The sequence below is a fragment of the Tardiphaga sp. genome (assembly GCF_025356345.1).
Lineage (GTDB): Bacteria > Pseudomonadota > Alphaproteobacteria > Rhizobiales > Xanthobacteraceae > Tardiphaga.
This window is the reverse complement of the sequence record NZ_JANXTC010000069.1, coordinates 1-16,509: the sequence shown is the minus strand read 5'-3', so window position 1 is coordinate 16,509 and position 16,509 is coordinate 1. Positions and strand designations below refer to the sequence as shown.

Genomic DNA, 16,509 nt, shown 5'->3' with positions numbered 1-16,509 from the left:
GCTGCGGAAGCGCGATGAGCGATCGACCAGGAAGCTGCGCGATCGCGAGGGCTTCGGCGAGACCTCGGTCCGCAACCTGTTTGGCGCGATCGACGCCCGGCGCAGGATCGAGCTCAACCGGCTGATCTTCGCGCTTGGCATTCGCCACATTGGCGAAGGCAATGCCAAACTGCTGGCGCGGCACTATGGAAGCTTCGAAGCGTTTCGGGATGCGATGCTGGCGGCCACGGCCGGACAGCGCGGGCCGGAAAACACCTCGGAGGCCTATCAGTATCTCAACAATATCGGCGGCGTCGGCGAGATCGTCGCCGATGCCCTGGTCGAGTTCTTCGCCGAGGCGCGCAACGTCAAGGCGCTGGGCGAGTTGCTGGACGAGATCGAGGTGCTGCCGGTTGAGCAAGCCAAGAGCGACACCGCCATCGCCGGCAAGACAGTGGTGTTCACGGGCTCGCTGACCAAGTTTACCCGTGACGAAGCAAAGGCCGCCGCCGAGCGGCTCGGCGCCAAGGTGGCGGGCTCGGTGTCGAAGAAGACGGATTATCTTGTCGCCGGCGAGGATGCCGGCTCGAAGCTGAAGAAGGCAACGGAGCTTGGCGTCAAGGTATTGACCGAGGATGAATGGCTGGCGTTGATCGAAGGGTGATCCGAGCGTCACTCTGTCCCGCAAGGAAAAGAGCGATCAGGCCACAACTACAATAACCCGGTCTCTTCGCCTTCGGCTTCCTCGATCATCCGCTTGGTCGCGACGATTCCGCCGCGCGGCACCAGAAAGATCATCGCCGCGGCGCAGCCGCATGACAGCAGCACCAGCGCGATGTTGAGCGGCACCGGCGTGGTGAAATGGCCGCCCAGATAGGCGCCGAATTGCGAGCACAGCGAGCCAAGCCCCATCTGCAGGAAGCCCATCATGCCCGAGGTTGCGCCCGCCGCCTGCGGACGGATGCTGAGCGCGCCGGCCGCTGAATTCGACATCACGAAGGCATTGCCGAACATCACGATCATATGGGTCAGAAACAGCCAGGCCGGCATCTGGTTGAGACCTGCCAGGCCCCACACCACGTTGAGCAGGGCGCCGCCGAACTGCAAAGCCAGGCCGAACCAGATCAGCTGCTCCAGCCCACGCCGTGGCGCCAGCCGGACGCAGAACACATTGCCCATCAGGTAGCCGAAGCCGGTGCAGGCGAACCAGGCGCCATATTCGGCGCTGCTGCGGCCCATCTGATTGACCACGACATAGGGACCACCGCCGGCAAAGGTGAAGATGATCCACGATGACCCGACATAGCACAGCAGATAGCCGAGGAACGTCCGGCTGCGCAGCAACACTTTCGCGTCGGCCATAAAGCCGCCGCCACCGCTTTCAGTCGCGATGCGCCAGCGGGTTTCCGGCAGCAGGATCAGGATCGCCAGCGTGACGATGACCGAGGCTCCGGTGATGACGTAGAAGATCGAGCGCCAGCCGAAGCCGATTTCCAGGAGGCCACCCGCCAGCGGACTAAGCATCTGCGCGATCATCATGACCGCGATCACCAGGCTGATCATCGCGCCGACGCGTTCGCGCGGGTAAAGATCGCGGATGATGGCGCGGCTCATCACCATGCCGGTGGCGCCGCCGAGCGCCTGGAAAAAGCGCGCCGCGATCAGCTGCGGCAGCGTGAAGGCGAAGCTGCTGGCAATGCCGGCGATCACCATCAGGCCAAGCCCGGCCAGCAGCACCGGCCGGCGGCCAAAACGGTCCGACAGCGGCCCCATGATCAGCTGCGAGAACGCCAGCCCGACCATATACAGCGACACCGTCATCTGCGCGATCGAGATGTCGGCGCCGAAGGTGCGGGCTAGCTCCGGCAGCGCCGGTACCAGCATGTACAGCGAGATCGGCGCTATGCCGGTCATGGCAACGAGCAGCAGCAGCATCACCCGCGATTTGGAATGGTCGACGGCGTCGAGGACGGCGGCGGGCGGGCTGAAATTCACCGGATGATAGTTCTTTCGTTCATAGCGGCCGCGGCAGCGGTTCGGTGGCCGTCTCCAGCCAGCCGCGGGTCGTCTCGTCGAGCAATGGTGCGACCTCGCGACGGACGCGGGCGTGATAGTCGTTGATCCAGTTGAGTTCGCGCTGGCTGATGCGGCCGGCATTGATCAGCCGGCGGTCGATCGGCGCTAGCGTCAGCGTTTCGAATTGGTTCATCGGCTGCTCGGCGCCCTCGATAGGCGCTTCGACCACCAGTTCGAGATTCTCGATGCGGATACCGAAGGCGCCGGGCTTGTAGTAGCCGGGCTCGTTGGACAGGATCATGCCGCGCTTCAGCGGCGTGGTGCCGAGCTTGGAGATCCGCGCCGGGCCTTCATGCACTGAGAGGTAGCTGCCGACGCCGTGGCCGGTGCCATGCGCGAAATCCAGCCCGGCGTGCCACAGGAATTGCCGTGCCAGCGTATCCAGCTGCGCGCCCGAGGTGCCGTCGGGAAACGCGGCGCGGGCAATGGCGATATGACCGCGCAGCACGCGGGTGAAGCGATCGCGCATCTCGTCGGTCGGCTCGCCGATCGCGATGGTCCGCGTCACGTCGGTGGTGCCGTCCTGATATTGCGCGCCGGAGTCGATCAGCAGCAGATCGCCTGGCGCGATGCGGCGGTTGGTCTTGCGGGTGACGCGGTAATGCACGATGGCGCCGTTCGGACCAGTGCCGGCGATGGTCGGAAACGATACGTCCTTCAGCGCGCCGGTATCGCGGCGAAACGTCTCCAGCGCCTCGACGGCGTCGATCTCGGTGAGGCCGCCTTTCGGCGCCTCGCGGTCGATCCAGGCCAGAAACCGCGCCAGCGCGACGGCGTCGCGGCGGTGCGCGGTCTGGGTACCCTTGATCTCAACCGGATTCTTCATTGCCTTCAGCAGTGCGACCGGATCATTGCCGCGCACCGGCTTGCCGCCCGATGCGGTAATCAGCCGGCTCAGCGCCTCGGCCGCGGTGGCATTGTCCAGCGCGATCGATGCGCCGGTCGCCGCCAGTGCCGCTAGCGTCGTCAGCAACGCCTCCGGCTCCTTGACGTCGGCACTCGCCTGGAGATGATCCCGCGCACTGTTGGATAGCTTGCGGTGGTCGATGAAGATCGAGGGGCGTCCGTCCCTGGGCACCAGCGCGTAGGACAGCGGCAGTGGCGTATGCGAGACGTCGGCGCCGCGGATGTTGAAGGTCCAGGCTACCGCGTGGGAATCCGATAGGACCAGCGCATCGACGCGCAGCCGGGTCAACTCAGCGCGGATCCGGCTGAGCTTGTCGGCCTCCGACTCGCCCGCATATTCCAGCCCGTGAACCGTGACTTCGCCCAGTGGCGGAGCCGGCCGCTCGGTCCACACCGCGTCGAGCGGGTTGCTGTCGACCGCCACCAGCTCGGCGCCCGCCTTGATGCAGGCTGCCGCCAGTCGCTCGGCTGCCGCGGAAGTGTGCAGCCATGGATCAAATCCTAGGCGGTCGCCCGGCTTGAGCCGTTCCGTTAGCCAGTCTTCCGGTGGCGGTTCGATCAGCGATTCCACACGCCAAGCTTTCACGTCGACCTGTTTGGCGGCCTGCAACGTGTAGCGGCCATCGACGAACACTGCTGCATCATGAGTGAGAACGATCGCCATTCCGGCCGAACCGGTGAAGCCAGTGATCCACGCAAGCCGCTCGTCGGATGGCGGCACATATTCATTTTGCTGCTGATCGGCGCGGGGAATGACGAATCCCGTCAGTTGCCGGCGCAGCAATTCCTCGCGGTACGCGGCCAGCCGCGCGGTCAGCGCCACGCCGCCTTCCGGTTCTTCGAACGTCTGGAAATGGGCGTCAAACATTGTCCGATATCCTAGTTTCACACCGCCGCGGCTGCAATCGAGGGGCAGGGTTGCACGCATTTGGCATAACTTATGCTTGATAATTCTGGTACGCTCACGCGGATGGAATGTTTTTGCCTCAGTATTTGTTGCTGACGTAATTGCCTAGCCGTCCAGTGTTTCAACTCAACGACGAGGGGATACACAATGCCTGCCTTTACGTTTGAGAAGATTTCCCCGCCGCAGCGTCGCGGCCCCGGTCCCATCCCATCCATCGAAAAGAAGCAACGCGGCGTTATCGTCCAGGTTCTCGGCCGCTTTGTCGAAGCCCGCGTGCAACGCGCCGAGCGCGTTGAAGAGTCGCGGCGGAATAGCCCCGACAAGACTTCCTCCGACTAGCTGCCTAGCCGGCGCGTTGCATCAGCAGGCTACTCCAGCCCTCAATCTGCTGGTGGCGCAGCAAGACCAGACCACGCGCGCGATAGGCGACGATGACGCTCATCGCCTGATGCGGCAGCAGTCCGGACAGGATCACCTGCGCTGAAGGCGCCAGATGCGCCGCCATGGCGGTCGCCATCTGTCGCAACGGATTAGCGAGAATATTGGCCAGTACCAGATCGAACGGGGCGCGTTCTCCGAAGGCCGCGGCCGAAAATCCGGTGGCGCAGATTGATTCCACCAGATTGCCGACGCCGTTCAGCCGGGCATTGTCGCGCGCCACCAGTGCCGCCATCGGATCGATGTCACTGGCCAGCACGCGTCGCTTCAGCGCCTTTGCCGCCGCAATGGCCAGAACGCCGGTGCCTGAGCCAAGGTCGAGCACCCGCTTAGGCTTTCGCGAGCGCAGCACCTGATCCAGCAGCAGCAGGCAGCCGCGTGTGGTGCCATGATGCCCGGTGCCGAACGCCAGTGCCGCCTCGATCTCGATGCCAAGCTTGTTCAACGGCACGCTGGCGCGGTCATGGGCGCCGTGGACGATGAAGCGACCGGCGCGCACCGGCACCAGGCCTTGCAGGCTTTCTGCCACCCAATCCTTGGCGTCGACGACGTCGAACGCGATGCTTTCGGCCACCGCCTCGCTGGAGGCCAGTCCGACCAGATTGCGAATCGACGCCTGGTCCGGCGGATCTGCGAAGTGAATGCTGACATCCCAGCGGCCGTCGGCGCGCTCGAAGGCGGCGATCGCAGCCTGGCCCTCGTCAAAACTCTCATTGAGCAGATCGACCACCCGCTTGGCGCCGGGTTCGTCGCCAATGGCGAACAGCGCACGGGCAGTAGAGGGCGTGATCATGGCGGTCATGGCGGATCCGGCGGGTGCGTGAGATGCTGTGTTCACCGCTTATTCGCTGTTTATGCAAGGGTTTTTCACCGGGATGTAGCGGAGTTGCCCTACAGTTCTGCACGGAATACCCACAGGGTTATCCACAGGGTTGTCCCAAATCGTCATTCCGGGGCGCGAGCGGCGCCAGCCGAACGCGAACCCGGAATCCCGAGATCGTTGCACGCTGAACATCTCGAGGTTCCGGGTTCGCTCGCGCTGATGCGCTCGCGCCCGGGAATGACCGTGTAACGTCTACCCGAACAGCGCGCGGTGGTCGCGCAGGATCGCTTTGGCGGCATTGTGCCCGGGCGCGCCGGTGACGCCGCCGCCGGGATGCGCGCCGGAACCGCAATGGTACAAGCCCTTCAGGGGTCCGCGATAATCGGCGTGGCCGAGCATCGGTCGCGCCGAGAACAGCTGGTTCAGGCTGAGCGCCCCATGAAAGATGTCGCCGCCGAGCAGGCCGAAATCGCGCTCCAGATCGAGCGGCGTCAGGATCTGGCGGCCGATCACGCTGTTCCTGAAGCCGGGCGCGTAATTGTCGACGGTGGCGATCATCAGGTCGGCGACCTCGTCGCGGTGGTCGTCCCACGACGCGCCGCCCGGCAATACGGGTGCGACATGCTGGCAGAACAGGCTGGCTACATGCTGGCCGGGCGGGCTGAGGGTATCATCCAGCGTCGAGGGGATCAGCAACTCGACCACCGGCTCGCGGCTCCAGCCGTGCTGTTTCGCATCCGACCAGGCGTGGTCCATATAACCAAGGCTCGGTGCGATAATGATGCCGGCGGTGAGGTGATCGCCGCCGCCGGGCAGCACCGTGAACGAGGGCAGGACGTCCAGCGCGACATTCATACGAAAGGTGCCGGAACCGTTGCGCCAGTTGCCGATGCGCTCGAGGAACGGTTTTGGCAGCGCGTCCGCCGGCATCAGCCTTGTATAGAGCAGCTTCGGATTGACGTTGGACGCGACGTATTTCGCTCGTACGCTCTTCCCATTGTCGAGGATCACACCGGCCACGCGATCGCGCTCGACCAGCACTTCGCGCACGCCATTGCCGGTCTCGATTTGCACGCCGTGGCTGCGCGCGGCGGCCGCCATCGCCTGCGTGATCGCGCCCATGCCGCCGATCGCGTGACCCCAGACGCCTTTCTTGCCGTTCACCTCACCGAAGGCATGATGCAACATCACATAGGCGGAGCCCGCGGCGTAGGGGCTGGCATAGTTGCCGACGATCGCATCGAAGCCGAACAACGCCTTGATCAGTTCACTCTCGAACACATCGTCGAGCATCTCGCCGGCGGAGCAGGTGAAGAGGTCGAGCAGCGTGCGCTGCTGTTCTAGCGACAGATGATTGAGGATTTTCGCGGTGCCAAGGGCGTTGATCGCCTCGGAAATGCTGCCGAGGCCGAACCCCTGAACCACGTTCGGCGGTGCGCGCAGCACGAATTGCCGCAATACGTCGGCGATCACTTCGAGTTCGCGGTTGAAGGTTTCGATGCGTCCGGCGTCGCGCGGGCTGAGCTTCGCCAGCGACTGTTGCGTGCGGCCTTCGCCGGTGAGCAGATGACTGCCGTCCGGCGCTGGCAGGAAATTCTGTGCCTTGCGCTCGACGATGCGCAGCCCGTGCTGCTCCAGTCTGAGGTCGGCGGCGATCTTCGGGTTGAGCAGGCTGACGGTGTAGGCTGCCACCGAATTGCGAAAGCCGGGATGGAATTCCTCGGTCACGGCCGCTCCGCCGACCACTTGGCGACGCTCCACCACTTTGACGCGAAGCCCGCTGATGGCGAGATAGGCCGCGCAGGTCAGCCCGTTATGGCCGGCGCCGATGATCAAGACGTCGATGTCGGAGCTGTCAGACATTCAAGAGAGACTTCATCAAAGGTTCATCCAGCGGTCTTTATCGAAGACGTCGGCGACCGGCACAAGACCTTAGCCCTTAATTGTGGCTCCATCGCCAGCCGCATTGCCCGACCCGGTATCCTATGCTCCATTCCGGCGCCCGGCGATCCGCCGGGCTCCCAGCCAATTGCCCGCCGAATCCAGTCCGGAGCTTTCATGAATTCGCCGCTGCCCGCAGCCTCCGATCCCGCCTCCGCGTCCCGTCATCGTCTGCTGCTGGTGGTCTATACCGCCGCCATTTTCACCAGCGCATTGTTGCTGTTCTCCGTGCAGCCGCTATTCACCAAGATGGTGCTGCCGCGGCTCGGCGGTTCGCCGGCGGTGTGGTCGGTGGCGATGGTGTTCTTCCAGTCGCTGCTGCTCGGCGGCTATGCCTATGCGCATTATCTGATGCAGGTCCGGAACCGGATCATTCCGGTGGTGATCCATCTCGTGCTGCTGGTTGTGGCGTTGCTGACTCTGCCACTGTCGATCGCCTCGGGCTGGGGCGAGCCGCCCGCGAGCGGCTATGCGTTCTGGCTGCTCGGCCTGTTTACGGTGTCGATCGGGCTGCCGTTCTTCGCGTTGGCCGCCAACAATCCGTTGCTGCAGGCGTGGTTCGTCCGCACCGGCCATCCGCAGGGCCACGATCCGTATTTTCTCTATGCCTCGTCTAATATCGGCAGCTTTTTGGCTCTGTTGTCCTATCCGGTGCTGCTGGAGCCGATGTTCTCGCTGCATACCCAGAACCTGATCTGGACCTGCGGTTACGGCGTGTTGATCCTGCTGATCGCCGGCTGTGGCGTATTGCTGCTGAAGTCCCCTGCTTTTGTGATGGCGAAGCCGGGCGCTGACGAGGTTGATGCGCCGGCGCCGACATGGGCCTTGCGGGCGCGCTGGATCTTCCTCGCGGCGGTGCCGTCCGGCCTGCTGATCGCAGTCACCGCGCATATTTCCACCGATGTCGCCGCGGCGCCGTTGCTGTGGGTGCTGCCGCTGTCGCTCTATCTGCTGACCTGGGTGCTGGTGTTCCAGTCGAGGCCGCTGCTGCCGCACAGCTGGATTTTGCTGCTGCAGCCGCTGGCGATAGCCGGCGTCATCGTGCTGCTGGCGATCGGCGGCGAGCAGAACCTGCTGCTGACACTCGGCGGCCATTTGCTGTGCTTCTTCGTCATCGCGATGGCCTGTCACGGCGAACTGGCGCGGGCGCGTCCTGCTGCGAAATACCTCACCGGCTATTACGTCGCGCTGTCGTTCGGCGGCATGGTCGGCGGCCTGTTTGCCGGGTTGATCGCGCCGTTTACCTTCTCCTGGATTGCGGAGTACCCGATCCTGATCGCCTTCGCGGTGTTGTGCCGGCCAACTGGCCGTGAGCGCTTCGCGAAATGGAGCTGGTGGTACTGGCCGCTGATCGCGGCTGTCGCCGTGGCGGCGCTGGCGCCGTCGCTGTCGTCCGGCCGGTTGTTCACCTGGGTCGACGACCATCGCGTGCTGTTCATCGCCGATGTCGCCGTGCTGTCGGCGATCGCCGCGCTGATACTTAATGCCAGCCGCTGGAAGCTGGTAGTGACGGTGGTGCTGGCGCTGGTGATGATCCGCGCCTATCCGTCCGATGACGGTCGGGTCGAAACCGTGCGCAGCTTTTTCGGCGTCCACAAGATCGTGGTGACGACCAACAATCAGTACCACGTGCTGATGCACGGCACGACGATCCACGGCGCCGAGAAGTTTCTCAACGATGACGGCACGCCGGTCACCGGGCGACCGGAGCCGATTTCGTATTATTACAAGGATGGCGGCATCGGCCAGGCGATCGCGGCGGTGCGGGCCCGCAAGGGCGGGCCGATCCGCGTCGCCGTGATCGGACTTGGATCAGGGTCGCTGGCCTGCGCCTCGCAGCTCGGCGAGGATTGGAAGTTCTTCGAGATCGACCAGTCGATGGTCGATACCGCTCGCGACCCGAAATACTTCACCTATATCTCGAAATGCGATCCGGACATGAAGCCGGTGATCGGCGATGCGCGCCTGACCTTCGCCAAGGAGCCGGACGGCGTCTACGACATGATCATTGTCGACGCCTATTCGTCGGACGCGATCCCGATCCATCTGGCCACTGAGGAGGCGATGGAGATCTACAAGCAGAAGCTCACGCCGGACGGCGCGGTGGTCATGCACGTTTCCAACCGCCACCTCGAACTGGCCAGCGTGGTGGTCGGCATCGCCGATGCCAACGACCTGAAGAGCTGGGTGTTCAACGAGGATTCCGGCCGCGATAGTGAATATATCTTCTCGACCAATGTGGTGATCTCGGCCCGGCAACCTGCCGATGTCGGCGGTATTGCAACCTCTGACAAATGGGCGCTGACCGAGCCGGAAGACCACGAACGGGTGTGGACCGACGACTACTCCAACGTGCTGGGCGCGGTTTTGCGCCGGCTGCGTGACGGTGAGAATTAGGGTTGTCGGAATAAGTCTGCGCGAACCTCTACCCGCCCGGCGAAGCTGAGCTCGTCGGGCGGGTAGAGGGAGGTCATGCGATCTGTCCTAGTCCTGGTAGCCGCCGAACAGACCGCGCGGCTGGTACGGCCGCGGCGCATAGGCCTGCGGTTGCGGGTATTGCCGGGCATAGCCACGATTGGCGTAATATTGCTGGGTCTCGGCGTCGGTCATGCGGCGATATCCGGGAGGGGCCGGGTAACGCTGGTCGTTCGAGCTGCCATCGGCCGGATAGATGTAGCCGTCATCCGCCATCCGCGGCACCGCGATCGGGCGAGGCGCACGGCGGACGGTCGACTCCGGCAGCGGAGCCAGTTGGACAGGATTGCCGGCGGCATCATAGGACGTTGATGCAGGGTCGTAGGATGGCGATACCGGTGCTACATCGCGCCGCGCCACGGCGGCGGCCCGGGCGGGACGTGGCATGCGCGCCAGTGCCACCTGCGACGAGCCGGTCAGCGTTACCGTGGTATTCAGCACGCCATCGGCCTTGACCATTGCGAAGAGAGTTGCCGCGTTCTCCCGCGACAGCCGCACACAGCCATGCGACGCCGGACTACCAAGCCGGTTGACGGAATCGGTGCCATGGATGGCGTGGCCGCGCTTGGTGAAGAAGATCGCATTCGGCATCGGTGCGTCGTCGAATTCCTTGGAGTAGTGATCCTCTTCCATCCGAAAGGTCTGGAAGCTGCCGCCAGGCGTTTCATGCGCCGGATCACCCGACGAAACCGGCCAGCGATACTTCTCGACGCCATCGACGGCGACGGTCATCTGCTGGACGTCCTTGTCGACAGTGATGGCAATCTTGGCCTCGGCGACGCTGGCGGCAAGACAACTGAGACCGATCACGGTCATGTATAACGCACGCATTATGTGGGCCTCCGGGCCGTAAGCTGTTCAACCGCCTGCCGTTCCGCGCGCAATATGCACATCGGGCGGTTATCGTTCCAGTGACAGTTTCGTGCATCCTTAATGCGGCGCGGGGCGCCAGCAAGGCCGTGACCCGGCCAAAACGCGGCCCGGCGATCGATCTCCTGCGACAATCCGGCAAAGTTAGTGTCGTGAACGGAACCGGTTCCATCGTTCGGCGTTGATACCTTGAACAATCATACAGGCAGATCGCTGCCCACAGGGGAACCAGATGAAGACCACGACAGCTACTATGCAAACCCGCGGTTTCAGGACCAACTTTGCAATTGCCGCCGGCGTTCTGGCGCTGGTTGCCATGCCGCATTTCGCGCAAGCGCAGGGCGTATTCCGCGGTGCCGAGCAGGGCGCTAACCAGGGCGTTCGCGACGGTAACCGTGCCGCGGGTCCGGTCGGTGGTGCTGTGGGTGGTGCGATCGGCCTCGGCGTCGGTGCGGCCGTTGGCGGCGTGAAGGGTGTGCTTGGCATTCCCGATCGCGGCTATGGACGTGGTCGCGAGTGCCGTGGCTATCGCGACCGTCGCGGTCACTTCCGCTGCTATCGCTGAAATTAGTCCGAATTGAACAAAAAACGGCCCGGAACTTGTTCCGGGCCGTTTTTGCGTCGCTGATCAATTCTTCAGCTTGTAGCCGGTCTTGAAGATCCACCACACGGTGACCATGCAAATAGCCAGGAACATCAGGGTAATCGTCACGCTCCAGACCACGCTGACGTCGGAGATTTCATAGAAGCTCCAGCGAAAGCCGCTGATCAAATAGACCACCGGATTGAGCAGCGTGATGGTGCGCCAGCCCGACGGCAGCATGCTCACCGAATAGAAGCTGCCGCCGAGGAAGGTCAGCGGCGTCACCACCAGCAGCGGGATCGCCTGCAGCTTCTCGAAGCCATCTGCCCAGATGCCGATGATGAAGCCGAACAGGCTGAAGGTCACGGCGGTCAGCACCAGAAAGGTTATCATCCACCAGGGGTGCAAGATGTGCAGCGGCACGAACAGCCCGGCGGTGGCGAGAATGATCAGGCCGAGCAGGATCGATTTTGTCGCGGCGGCACCGACATAGCCGAGCACGACTTCGACATAGGACACCGGTGCCGACAGCAGTTCGTAGATGGTGCCGGTGAATTTCGGAAAGTAGATGCCGAACGAGGCGTTGGAGATGCTCTGCGTCAGCACCGACAGCATCACCAGGCCAGGCACGATGAAGGTGCCGTAGCTGACGCCCTCGACCGAGGTGATGCGCGAGCCGATCGCGGCGCCGAACACCACGAAATACAGCGAGGTGGATATGACTGGAGAGACGATGCTCTGCAGCACCGTGCGCCAGGTGCGCGCCATTTCGAACAGATAGATGGCTTTGACAGCCCGGAAGTTCATGCTCATTTTTTCACCAGGCTAACGAAAATATCTTCCAGCGAGCTCTGCGTGGTATCGAGATCGGAGAAGCGGATCCCGGCTTCGCGCAGGTCGCCGAGCAGGCTGGTGATTCCGGTCCGCTCGCTCTTGGTGTCGTAGGTGTAGATCAACTGCTGGCCATCCGCAGCGAGTTCGAGATGATAGGCGGAAAGCCCTGGCGGGATGGCGTCGACCCTGCCCTGCAGATGCAGCTTCAGCCGCTTCTTGCCGAGCTGTTGCATCAGCGCGGCCTTCTGCTCGACCAGGATGATCTCGCCGTGGTTGATGACGCCGATGCGGTCGGCCATCTCCTCGGCTTCCTCGATATAGTGCGTCGTCAGGATGACAGTGACGCCGGCGGCGCGCAGCGTGCGCACCACTTCCCACATTCCCTTGCGCAACTCGACATCGACGCCGGCGGTCGGCTCATCGAGAAACAGGATCTGCGGCTCATGTGACAGCGCCTTGGCGATCATTACCCGGCGCTTCATGCCGCCGGACAAGGTGACGATCTTGTTGTCTTTTTTGTCCCACAGCGAAAGGTCCTTCAGAACCTTCTCGATATGGGCGGGGTTCTTCGGCTTGCCGAACAGTCCGCGGCTGAAGCTGACGGTGGCCCACACCGTCTCGAATGCATCGGTATGCAGCTCCTGCGGCACCAGCCCGATCAATTCGCGGGCGGCGCGGAAGGACGAGACGTTGTCGTGGCCGTCGATGAGGACCTTGCCCGATGTGGCGTTGGCGATGCCGCAGATGATGCTGATCAGCGTCGTCTTGCCGGCACCATTCGGCCCCAGCAATGCGAATATTTCGCCGCGGTTGATTTCAAGGTCGATGCCCTTCAGCGCGGTAAAGCCGCCGGCATAGCTCTTTGTCAGCTTGGAGATAGAAATGATGGGGGACATGGGAGACTTATGATTTCACGCGAGAAGCCGCGTCGGCCGCGGTGCCAGTACATAGGAACGCCAATCGGACAGCGCAATCGCAGGCCGGCAATTTATTGGCTATTCGTCGGCTTCGTAATCGATTTCAACAATATGGCCGCCGTCCGCGGCCTCTGCGAAATCCGGATCGTGCTGTAACTGCTCCATGCTGCGCGGCATTGGCAGCTGGTTGGAGCCGTCCGGATTGGTCCATTCGCCGGCCACGTATTCGAGCGTCTCTTCGGCTTCTTCGATGGCTTCATCAAGACTGTCACCGGCAGTAACGACTCCCGGCAGATCAGGAAATGAAACGCGAAAGATGCCGTCGGCGTCCTCCTGGATCAGTGCGATATAGGTCGGCATCTCAAACCCGCTCGACAAAACTGTCGACTACCTTTTTCTCGCCGGCCTTCTCGAACGCGATGGTGAGCTTATTGCCGTCGATGCGGATCACGGCGCCATAGCCGAACTTCTGGTGAAACACGCGGTCCTTCAGCGTGAAGGCGGATTGGGTACCGGTCGATTTGGCGATCAACTCGCCCTCGATGGTCATCGGGCCTTGTTTGCGCGAGAAGCCGCTGCCCGGCGCGTCACTGCGTGATGACGAGAAGGGCGACTGGCTTTCGTTGAAGCCGCCGCCGGCCTGGCCGCCATTATTGCCGCCGCGGCGGTTGGCCTGGGCGCGCTGCCAGCCGGGCGTCGAATAGGAGGAGCCGAACGATTCCACATTGTCGAAACGCGACGGGCCATAACCCGACGCGCCGCCCCATCCGGAGCCGCCCTTGGCTTCGGTGATTTCGACATGGTCCGCGGGCAGCTCGTCGAGGAAGCGCGACGGCATCGTCGTGTTCCAGGTGCCGTGAATGCGCCGGTTGGTGGCAAAATAGAGTTTCGCGCGCTTGCGGGCGCGGGTGATGCCGACATGGGCCAGGCGGCGTTCTTCCTCGAGCCCGGCGCGGCCCTGATCGTCGAGCGCGCGCTGGTGTGGAAACAGGCCTTCCTCCCAGCCGGGCAGGAACACATTGTCGAATTCCAGGCCCTTGGCGGAGTGTAGCGTCATGATCGAGACCGCGTCCTCGTCGACGCCGCCTTCGCGGTCCATTACCAGCGAGATGTGCTCGAGAAAGCCCTGCAGGTTTTCGAATTCCTCGATGGAGCGTACCAGCTCCTTCAGATTTTCCAGGCGGCCAGCGGCGTCGGCGGATTTGTCCTTCTGCCACATCTCGGTGTAGCCGCTCTCGTCGAGTACCATCTCGGCCAGTTCGCCGTGCGGCAGGGTTTGCGACTGCTTGCGCCAGCGCTCGAAATTCAGCATCAGCTCGCGCAGGCTGCCGCGCGCCTTCGGCTTCATCTCGTCGGTCTCGACCACGTTACGCGCGGCCTCCGACAGCGGAATGCGGCGCTTGCGGGCATAGTCATGCAGCATCTGCACGGTGGCATCGCCGAGGCCGCGTTTCGGGGTGTTGACGATGCGCTCGAAAGCGAGGTCGTCGGCCGGCGAGTTGATGACGCGCAGATAGGCCAGCGCATCGCGGATTTCGGCACGCTCGTAGAATCGCGGGCCGCCGATCACGCGGTAGGGCAGGCCAAGGGTGACAAAGCGGTCTTCGAATTCGCGCATCTGGAACGAGGCGCGCACCAGGATGGCGACGTCGTTGAGCTTGTTGCCGCCGCGCTGCAACTGCTCGATCTCCTCGCCGATGGCGCGGGCTTCCTCTTCGGAATCCCACGAGCCGGTGACGGTCACCTTCTCGCCATCGACATCCTCGGTGCGCAGCGTCTTGCCGAGTCGGCCTTCATTATGCGCGATCAGGTGCGAAGCAGCGGCGAGGATGTGGCCGGTGGAGCGATAATTGCGCTCCAGCCGGATGATCTTCGCGCCGGGAAAATCGTGGTCGAAGCGCAGGATGTTGTCGACCTCGGCGCCACGCCAGCCATAGATCGACTGGTCGTCGTCGCCGACGCAGCAGATGTTGCGTGGCACTCGGTACGCTACTTCCTTTACCTCTCCCCTCCGGGGGGAGGTCGCTTCGTCGCGCAGCGACGGAGCGGGTGAGGGGGGCTGCTCCGAAGCCTGTGGCTCCCCCTCATCCGGCCCGGTGTCGCTTCGCTTTGCCGGGCCGACCTCTCCCCGCTGGGGAGAGGTCGCGGAGAGGCCTGAGCTCTGGGCGTTCGTGGCCGTCTGCGACAGCAGCCGCAGCCACAGATATTGGGCGACGTTGGTGTCCTGATATTCGTCGACCAGAATATATTTGAAGCGCGCCTGGTAGCCGCGCAGCACGTCGGGATGCTCGCGGAACAGCCGGATACATTCCAGCAGCAGATCGCCGAAATCGGCGGCGTTGAGGGTTTTCAGCCGGTCCTGATAGGCGGTGTAGAGCTTGCCGCCCTTGCCATTGCCAAATACCGCGGCTTCGCCGGCAGGGACCTGCGACGGCGTCAGGCCGCGGTTCTTCCAGCCGTCGATCAGGCCGGCCAGCATCCGCGCCGGCCAGCGCTTGTCGTCGATGTTCTCGGCGGCCAGCAGCTGCTTCAGCAGCCGGATCTGGTCGTCGACGTCGAGCACCGTGAAATTGGACGTCAGTTGCACCAGTTCGGCATGGGTGCGCAGGATGCGGCCGCCGATCGAGTGGAAGGTGCCGAGCCACGGCATGCCCTCGACGGCCTGGCCCAGCATGATGCCGAGCCGGTGCTTCATCTCCCGCGCCGCCTTGTTGGTGAAGGTGACCGACAGAATCTCGGCAGGCCGGGCCCGGCCCATGCTGAGGATGTGGGCGATTCGCGAGGTCAGCACCTTGGTCTTGCCGGTTCCGGCACCGGCCAGCACCAGAACCGGGCCCTCCAGCGTCTCGACCGCGTCGCGCTGCTCCGGGTTCAGCCCGATCAAATATTGTGCCGGTGCTGCCTGGGCCCGCGCCCGCGCGCCAATGCCGCCTGCCGCCGGCTGGTAGGCGGGAAGGTCGTTGGTCGGCAGCTTGCGTGGCTCGGTCATGCGAATTGTCTTCCATCCACGGTGGCACCGCGGGACCTTAAACGGGAGCCTTCTTAACAGGATAGAACCGCATATAGGGGCTTGCCACGCTTCGCGACAGAGTTATCCCGCGCGCATGTCTGGACAGCGGTCCTCGACCCCATGGATGTTTGCGCGTCGATCTCGTTTCCTTGATCGTGGCGGTACCTCCGTCAAGGAACTTTGGTTCCAATTCCAGCTTATCTCAGCATCAAATGCGGTGTCACCGCCGTCTGAGACATGGAAATTGAGGATGCTACGATGTTCGGCTGGGTGGTTACATTTCTGATTGTGGCGTTGATTGCGGGTATTCTGGGTTTCGGCGGCGTGGCCGGCGCCTCCATCGAAATCGCCAAGGCGATCTTCTTCATCGCCATCATCCTGTTTCTGATCTCGGCTGTGGTTGGACTGGTGCGCGGCCGCCTGCGGGCCTGATCCAGACCCGGGTGGGCATCGCCACATGTCGACCGATGCCCTCGGGTCGCGTCAGCGATCGATGCGCCCGCAGCAGTGCATGCACGCTGGCGGCAATGTCCGGCGGGAACGGCGCGACCTTGCGGCTTTCCATATTCATGTGAAGGTGCATGTTCTCGGAGGTGGCCGACAGCCAGCCTTCGCCAGCGTGCCGCAACTCCTCGAACGTGTGCAGCCGCTTATTGTCGGCGGCGATCAGCAGGATCGAAACCTGCGCGGGATCGTCGATATGGATTTCCCGCAGATAGCGCACATGGCATTCGGCGCTGAAGGTCGATC

Annotated in this window: 15 protein-coding genes; 5 read left to right on the top strand and 10 right to left on the bottom strand. The window is 63.3% G+C overall.

Annotated features, from left to right (window positions below):
- The coding region (locus Q0S16_RS03940) for a BRCT domain-containing protein (protein WP_295845269.1) at positions 1-643 on the top strand (643 nt) is incomplete at its 5' end.
- A gap of 47 nt (positions 644-690) precedes the next feature.
- On the opposite strand, the gene Q0S16_RS03935 is transcribed toward Q0S16_RS03940, so the two are convergent.
- Both Q0S16_RS03935 and Q0S16_RS03930 read right to left on the bottom strand, forming a co-directional pair.
- Entirely contained in the window at positions 691-1,914 is a 1,224-nt protein-coding gene (locus Q0S16_RS03935; RefSeq protein WP_295845273.1) for a multidrug effflux MFS transporter, read from the bottom strand.
- A gap of 79 nt (positions 1,915-1,993) precedes the next feature.
- The gene (locus Q0S16_RS03930) at positions 1,994-3,829 is read right to left on the bottom strand and encodes an aminopeptidase P family protein (protein WP_295845268.1); all 1,836 of its coding nucleotides are present in this window, start codon (positions 3,827-3,829) and stop codon (positions 1,994-1,996) included.
- Between the two features lie 186 nt (positions 3,830-4,015).
- Here Q0S16_RS03930 and Q0S16_RS03925 point away from each other — a divergent pair, with 186 nt between their 5' ends.
- Positions 4,016-4,207 (top strand): hypothetical protein, encoded by a 192-nt coding sequence (locus Q0S16_RS03925; RefSeq protein WP_295845266.1) that lies wholly within the window; start codon positions 4,016-4,018, stop codon positions 4,205-4,207.
- Positions 4,208-4,211: 4 nt separating this feature from the next.
- Here Q0S16_RS03925 and Q0S16_RS03920 read toward each other — a convergent pair whose 3' ends face one another.
- A complete protein-coding gene (locus Q0S16_RS03920) occupies positions 4,212-5,108 on the bottom strand; it encodes a 50S ribosomal protein L11 methyltransferase (protein ID WP_295845264.1) in 897 nt (298 codons plus the stop codon).
- A gap of 273 nt (positions 5,109-5,381) precedes the next feature.
- The gene (locus tag Q0S16_RS03915) at positions 5,382-6,992 is read right to left on the bottom strand and encodes an NAD(P)/FAD-dependent oxidoreductase (protein ID WP_295845263.1); all 1,611 of its coding nucleotides are present in this window, start codon (positions 6,990-6,992) and stop codon (positions 5,382-5,384) included.
- A gap of 195 nt (positions 6,993-7,187) precedes the next feature.
- On the opposite strand from Q0S16_RS03915, the gene Q0S16_RS03910 reads away from it, so the two are divergent.
- Positions 7,188-9,467 (top strand): fused MFS/spermidine synthase, encoded by a 2,280-nt coding sequence (locus Q0S16_RS03910; protein WP_295845261.1) that lies wholly within the window; start codon positions 7,188-7,190, stop codon positions 9,465-9,467.
- Between the two features lie 87 nt (positions 9,468-9,554).
- Here the strand turns inward: Q0S16_RS03910 and Q0S16_RS03905 are convergent, their stop codons facing one another.
- On the bottom strand, positions 9,555-10,376 hold the full coding sequence (locus tag Q0S16_RS03905; protein WP_295845259.1) for a L,D-transpeptidase: 822 nt from the start codon (positions 10,374-10,376) through the stop codon (positions 9,555-9,557).
- A gap of 271 nt (positions 10,377-10,647) precedes the next feature.
- Here Q0S16_RS03905 and Q0S16_RS03900 point away from each other — a divergent pair, with 271 nt between their 5' ends.
- Complete coding sequence (locus Q0S16_RS03900; RefSeq protein ID WP_295845257.1) at positions 10,648-10,980, top strand: hypothetical protein; 333 nt, start codon at positions 10,648-10,650, stop codon at positions 10,978-10,980.
- Positions 10,981-11,043: 63 nt separating this feature from the next.
- Here Q0S16_RS03900 and Q0S16_RS03895 read toward each other — a convergent pair whose 3' ends face one another.
- The 4 genes from Q0S16_RS03895 to Q0S16_RS03880 form a co-directional block, all read right to left on the bottom strand.
- A complete protein-coding gene (locus Q0S16_RS03895) occupies positions 11,044-11,805 on the bottom strand; it encodes an ABC transporter permease (RefSeq protein WP_295845270.1) in 762 nt (253 codons plus the stop codon).
- A gap of 2 nt (positions 11,806-11,807) precedes the next feature.
- Complete coding sequence (locus tag Q0S16_RS03890) at positions 11,808-12,728, bottom strand: ABC transporter ATP-binding protein (RefSeq protein WP_295845256.1); 921 nt, start codon at positions 12,726-12,728, stop codon at positions 11,808-11,810.
- Positions 12,729-12,827: 99 nt separating this feature from the next.
- Entirely contained in the window at positions 12,828-13,109 is a 282-nt protein-coding gene (locus tag Q0S16_RS03885) for a type II toxin-antitoxin system HicB family antitoxin (protein WP_295845254.1), read from the bottom strand.
- Between the two features lies 1 nt (position 13,110).
- Positions 13,111-15,738: a UvrD-helicase domain-containing protein gene (locus Q0S16_RS03880; protein WP_295845253.1), complete on the bottom strand. Its 2,628-nt coding sequence runs from the start codon at positions 15,736-15,738 to the stop codon at positions 13,111-13,113.
- Between the two features lie 279 nt (positions 15,739-16,017).
- Between Q0S16_RS03880 and Q0S16_RS03875 the strand changes: the two genes are divergently transcribed.
- On the top strand, positions 16,018-16,191 hold the full coding sequence (locus tag Q0S16_RS03875; protein WP_295845251.1) for a DUF1328 domain-containing protein: 174 nt from the start codon (positions 16,018-16,020) through the stop codon (positions 16,189-16,191).
- Here the strand turns inward: Q0S16_RS03875 and Q0S16_RS03870 are convergent.
- A partial coding sequence (locus tag Q0S16_RS03870; protein ID WP_295845249.1) for a thioesterase family protein occupies positions 16,133-16,509 on the bottom strand: 377 nt, incomplete at its 5' end. The genes Q0S16_RS03875 and Q0S16_RS03870 overlap by 59 nt on opposite strands.

What these genes read in the sequence shown, in the direction of transcription:
- Q0S16_RS03875 (WP_295845251.1), top strand. Translation starts at nt 16,018, where the DNA reads ATGTTCGGCTGGGTGGTTACATTTCTGATTGTGGCGTTGATTGCGGGT.
- Q0S16_RS03925 (WP_295845266.1), top strand. Translation starts at nt 4,016, where the DNA reads ATGCCTGCCTTTACGTTTGAGAAGATTTCCCCGCCGCAGCGTCGCGGC.
- Q0S16_RS03885 (WP_295845254.1), bottom strand. Translation starts at nt 13,109, where the DNA reads ATGCCGACCTATATCGCACTGATCCAGGAGGACGCCGACGGCATCTTT.
- Q0S16_RS03920 (WP_295845264.1), bottom strand. Translation starts at nt 5,108, where the DNA reads ATGACCGCCATGATCACGCCCTCTACTGCCCGTGCGCTGTTCGCCATT.
- Q0S16_RS03905 (WP_295845259.1), bottom strand. Translation starts at nt 10,376, where the DNA reads ATGCGTGCGTTATACATGACCGTGATCGGTCTCAGTTGTCTTGCCGCC.
- Q0S16_RS03900 (WP_295845257.1), top strand. Translation starts at nt 10,648, where the DNA reads ATGAAGACCACGACAGCTACTATGCAAACCCGCGGTTTCAGGACCAAC.
- Q0S16_RS03935 (WP_295845273.1), bottom strand. Translation starts at nt 1,914, where the DNA reads ATGCTGCTGCTGCTCGTTGCCATGACCGGCATAGCGCCGATCTCGCTG.
- Q0S16_RS03895 (WP_295845270.1), bottom strand. Translation starts at nt 11,805, where the DNA reads ATGAACTTCCGGGCTGTCAAAGCCATCTATCTGTTCGAAATGGCGCGC.
- Q0S16_RS03930 (WP_295845268.1), bottom strand. Translation starts at nt 3,829, where the DNA reads ATGTTTGACGCCCATTTCCAGACGTTCGAAGAACCGGAAGGCGGCGTG.
- Q0S16_RS03910 (WP_295845261.1), top strand. Translation starts at nt 7,188, where the DNA reads ATGAATTCGCCGCTGCCCGCAGCCTCCGATCCCGCCTCCGCGTCCCGT.
- Q0S16_RS03890 (WP_295845256.1), bottom strand. Translation starts at nt 12,728, where the DNA reads ATGTCCCCCATCATTTCTATCTCCAAGCTGACAAAGAGCTATGCCGGC.
- Q0S16_RS03915 (WP_295845263.1), bottom strand. Translation starts at nt 6,992, where the DNA reads ATGTCTGACAGCTCCGACATCGACGTCTTGATCATCGGCGCCGGCCAT.
- Q0S16_RS03880 (WP_295845253.1), bottom strand. Translation starts at nt 15,738, where the DNA reads ATGACCGAGCCACGCAAGCTGCCGACCAACGACCTTCCCGCCTACCAG.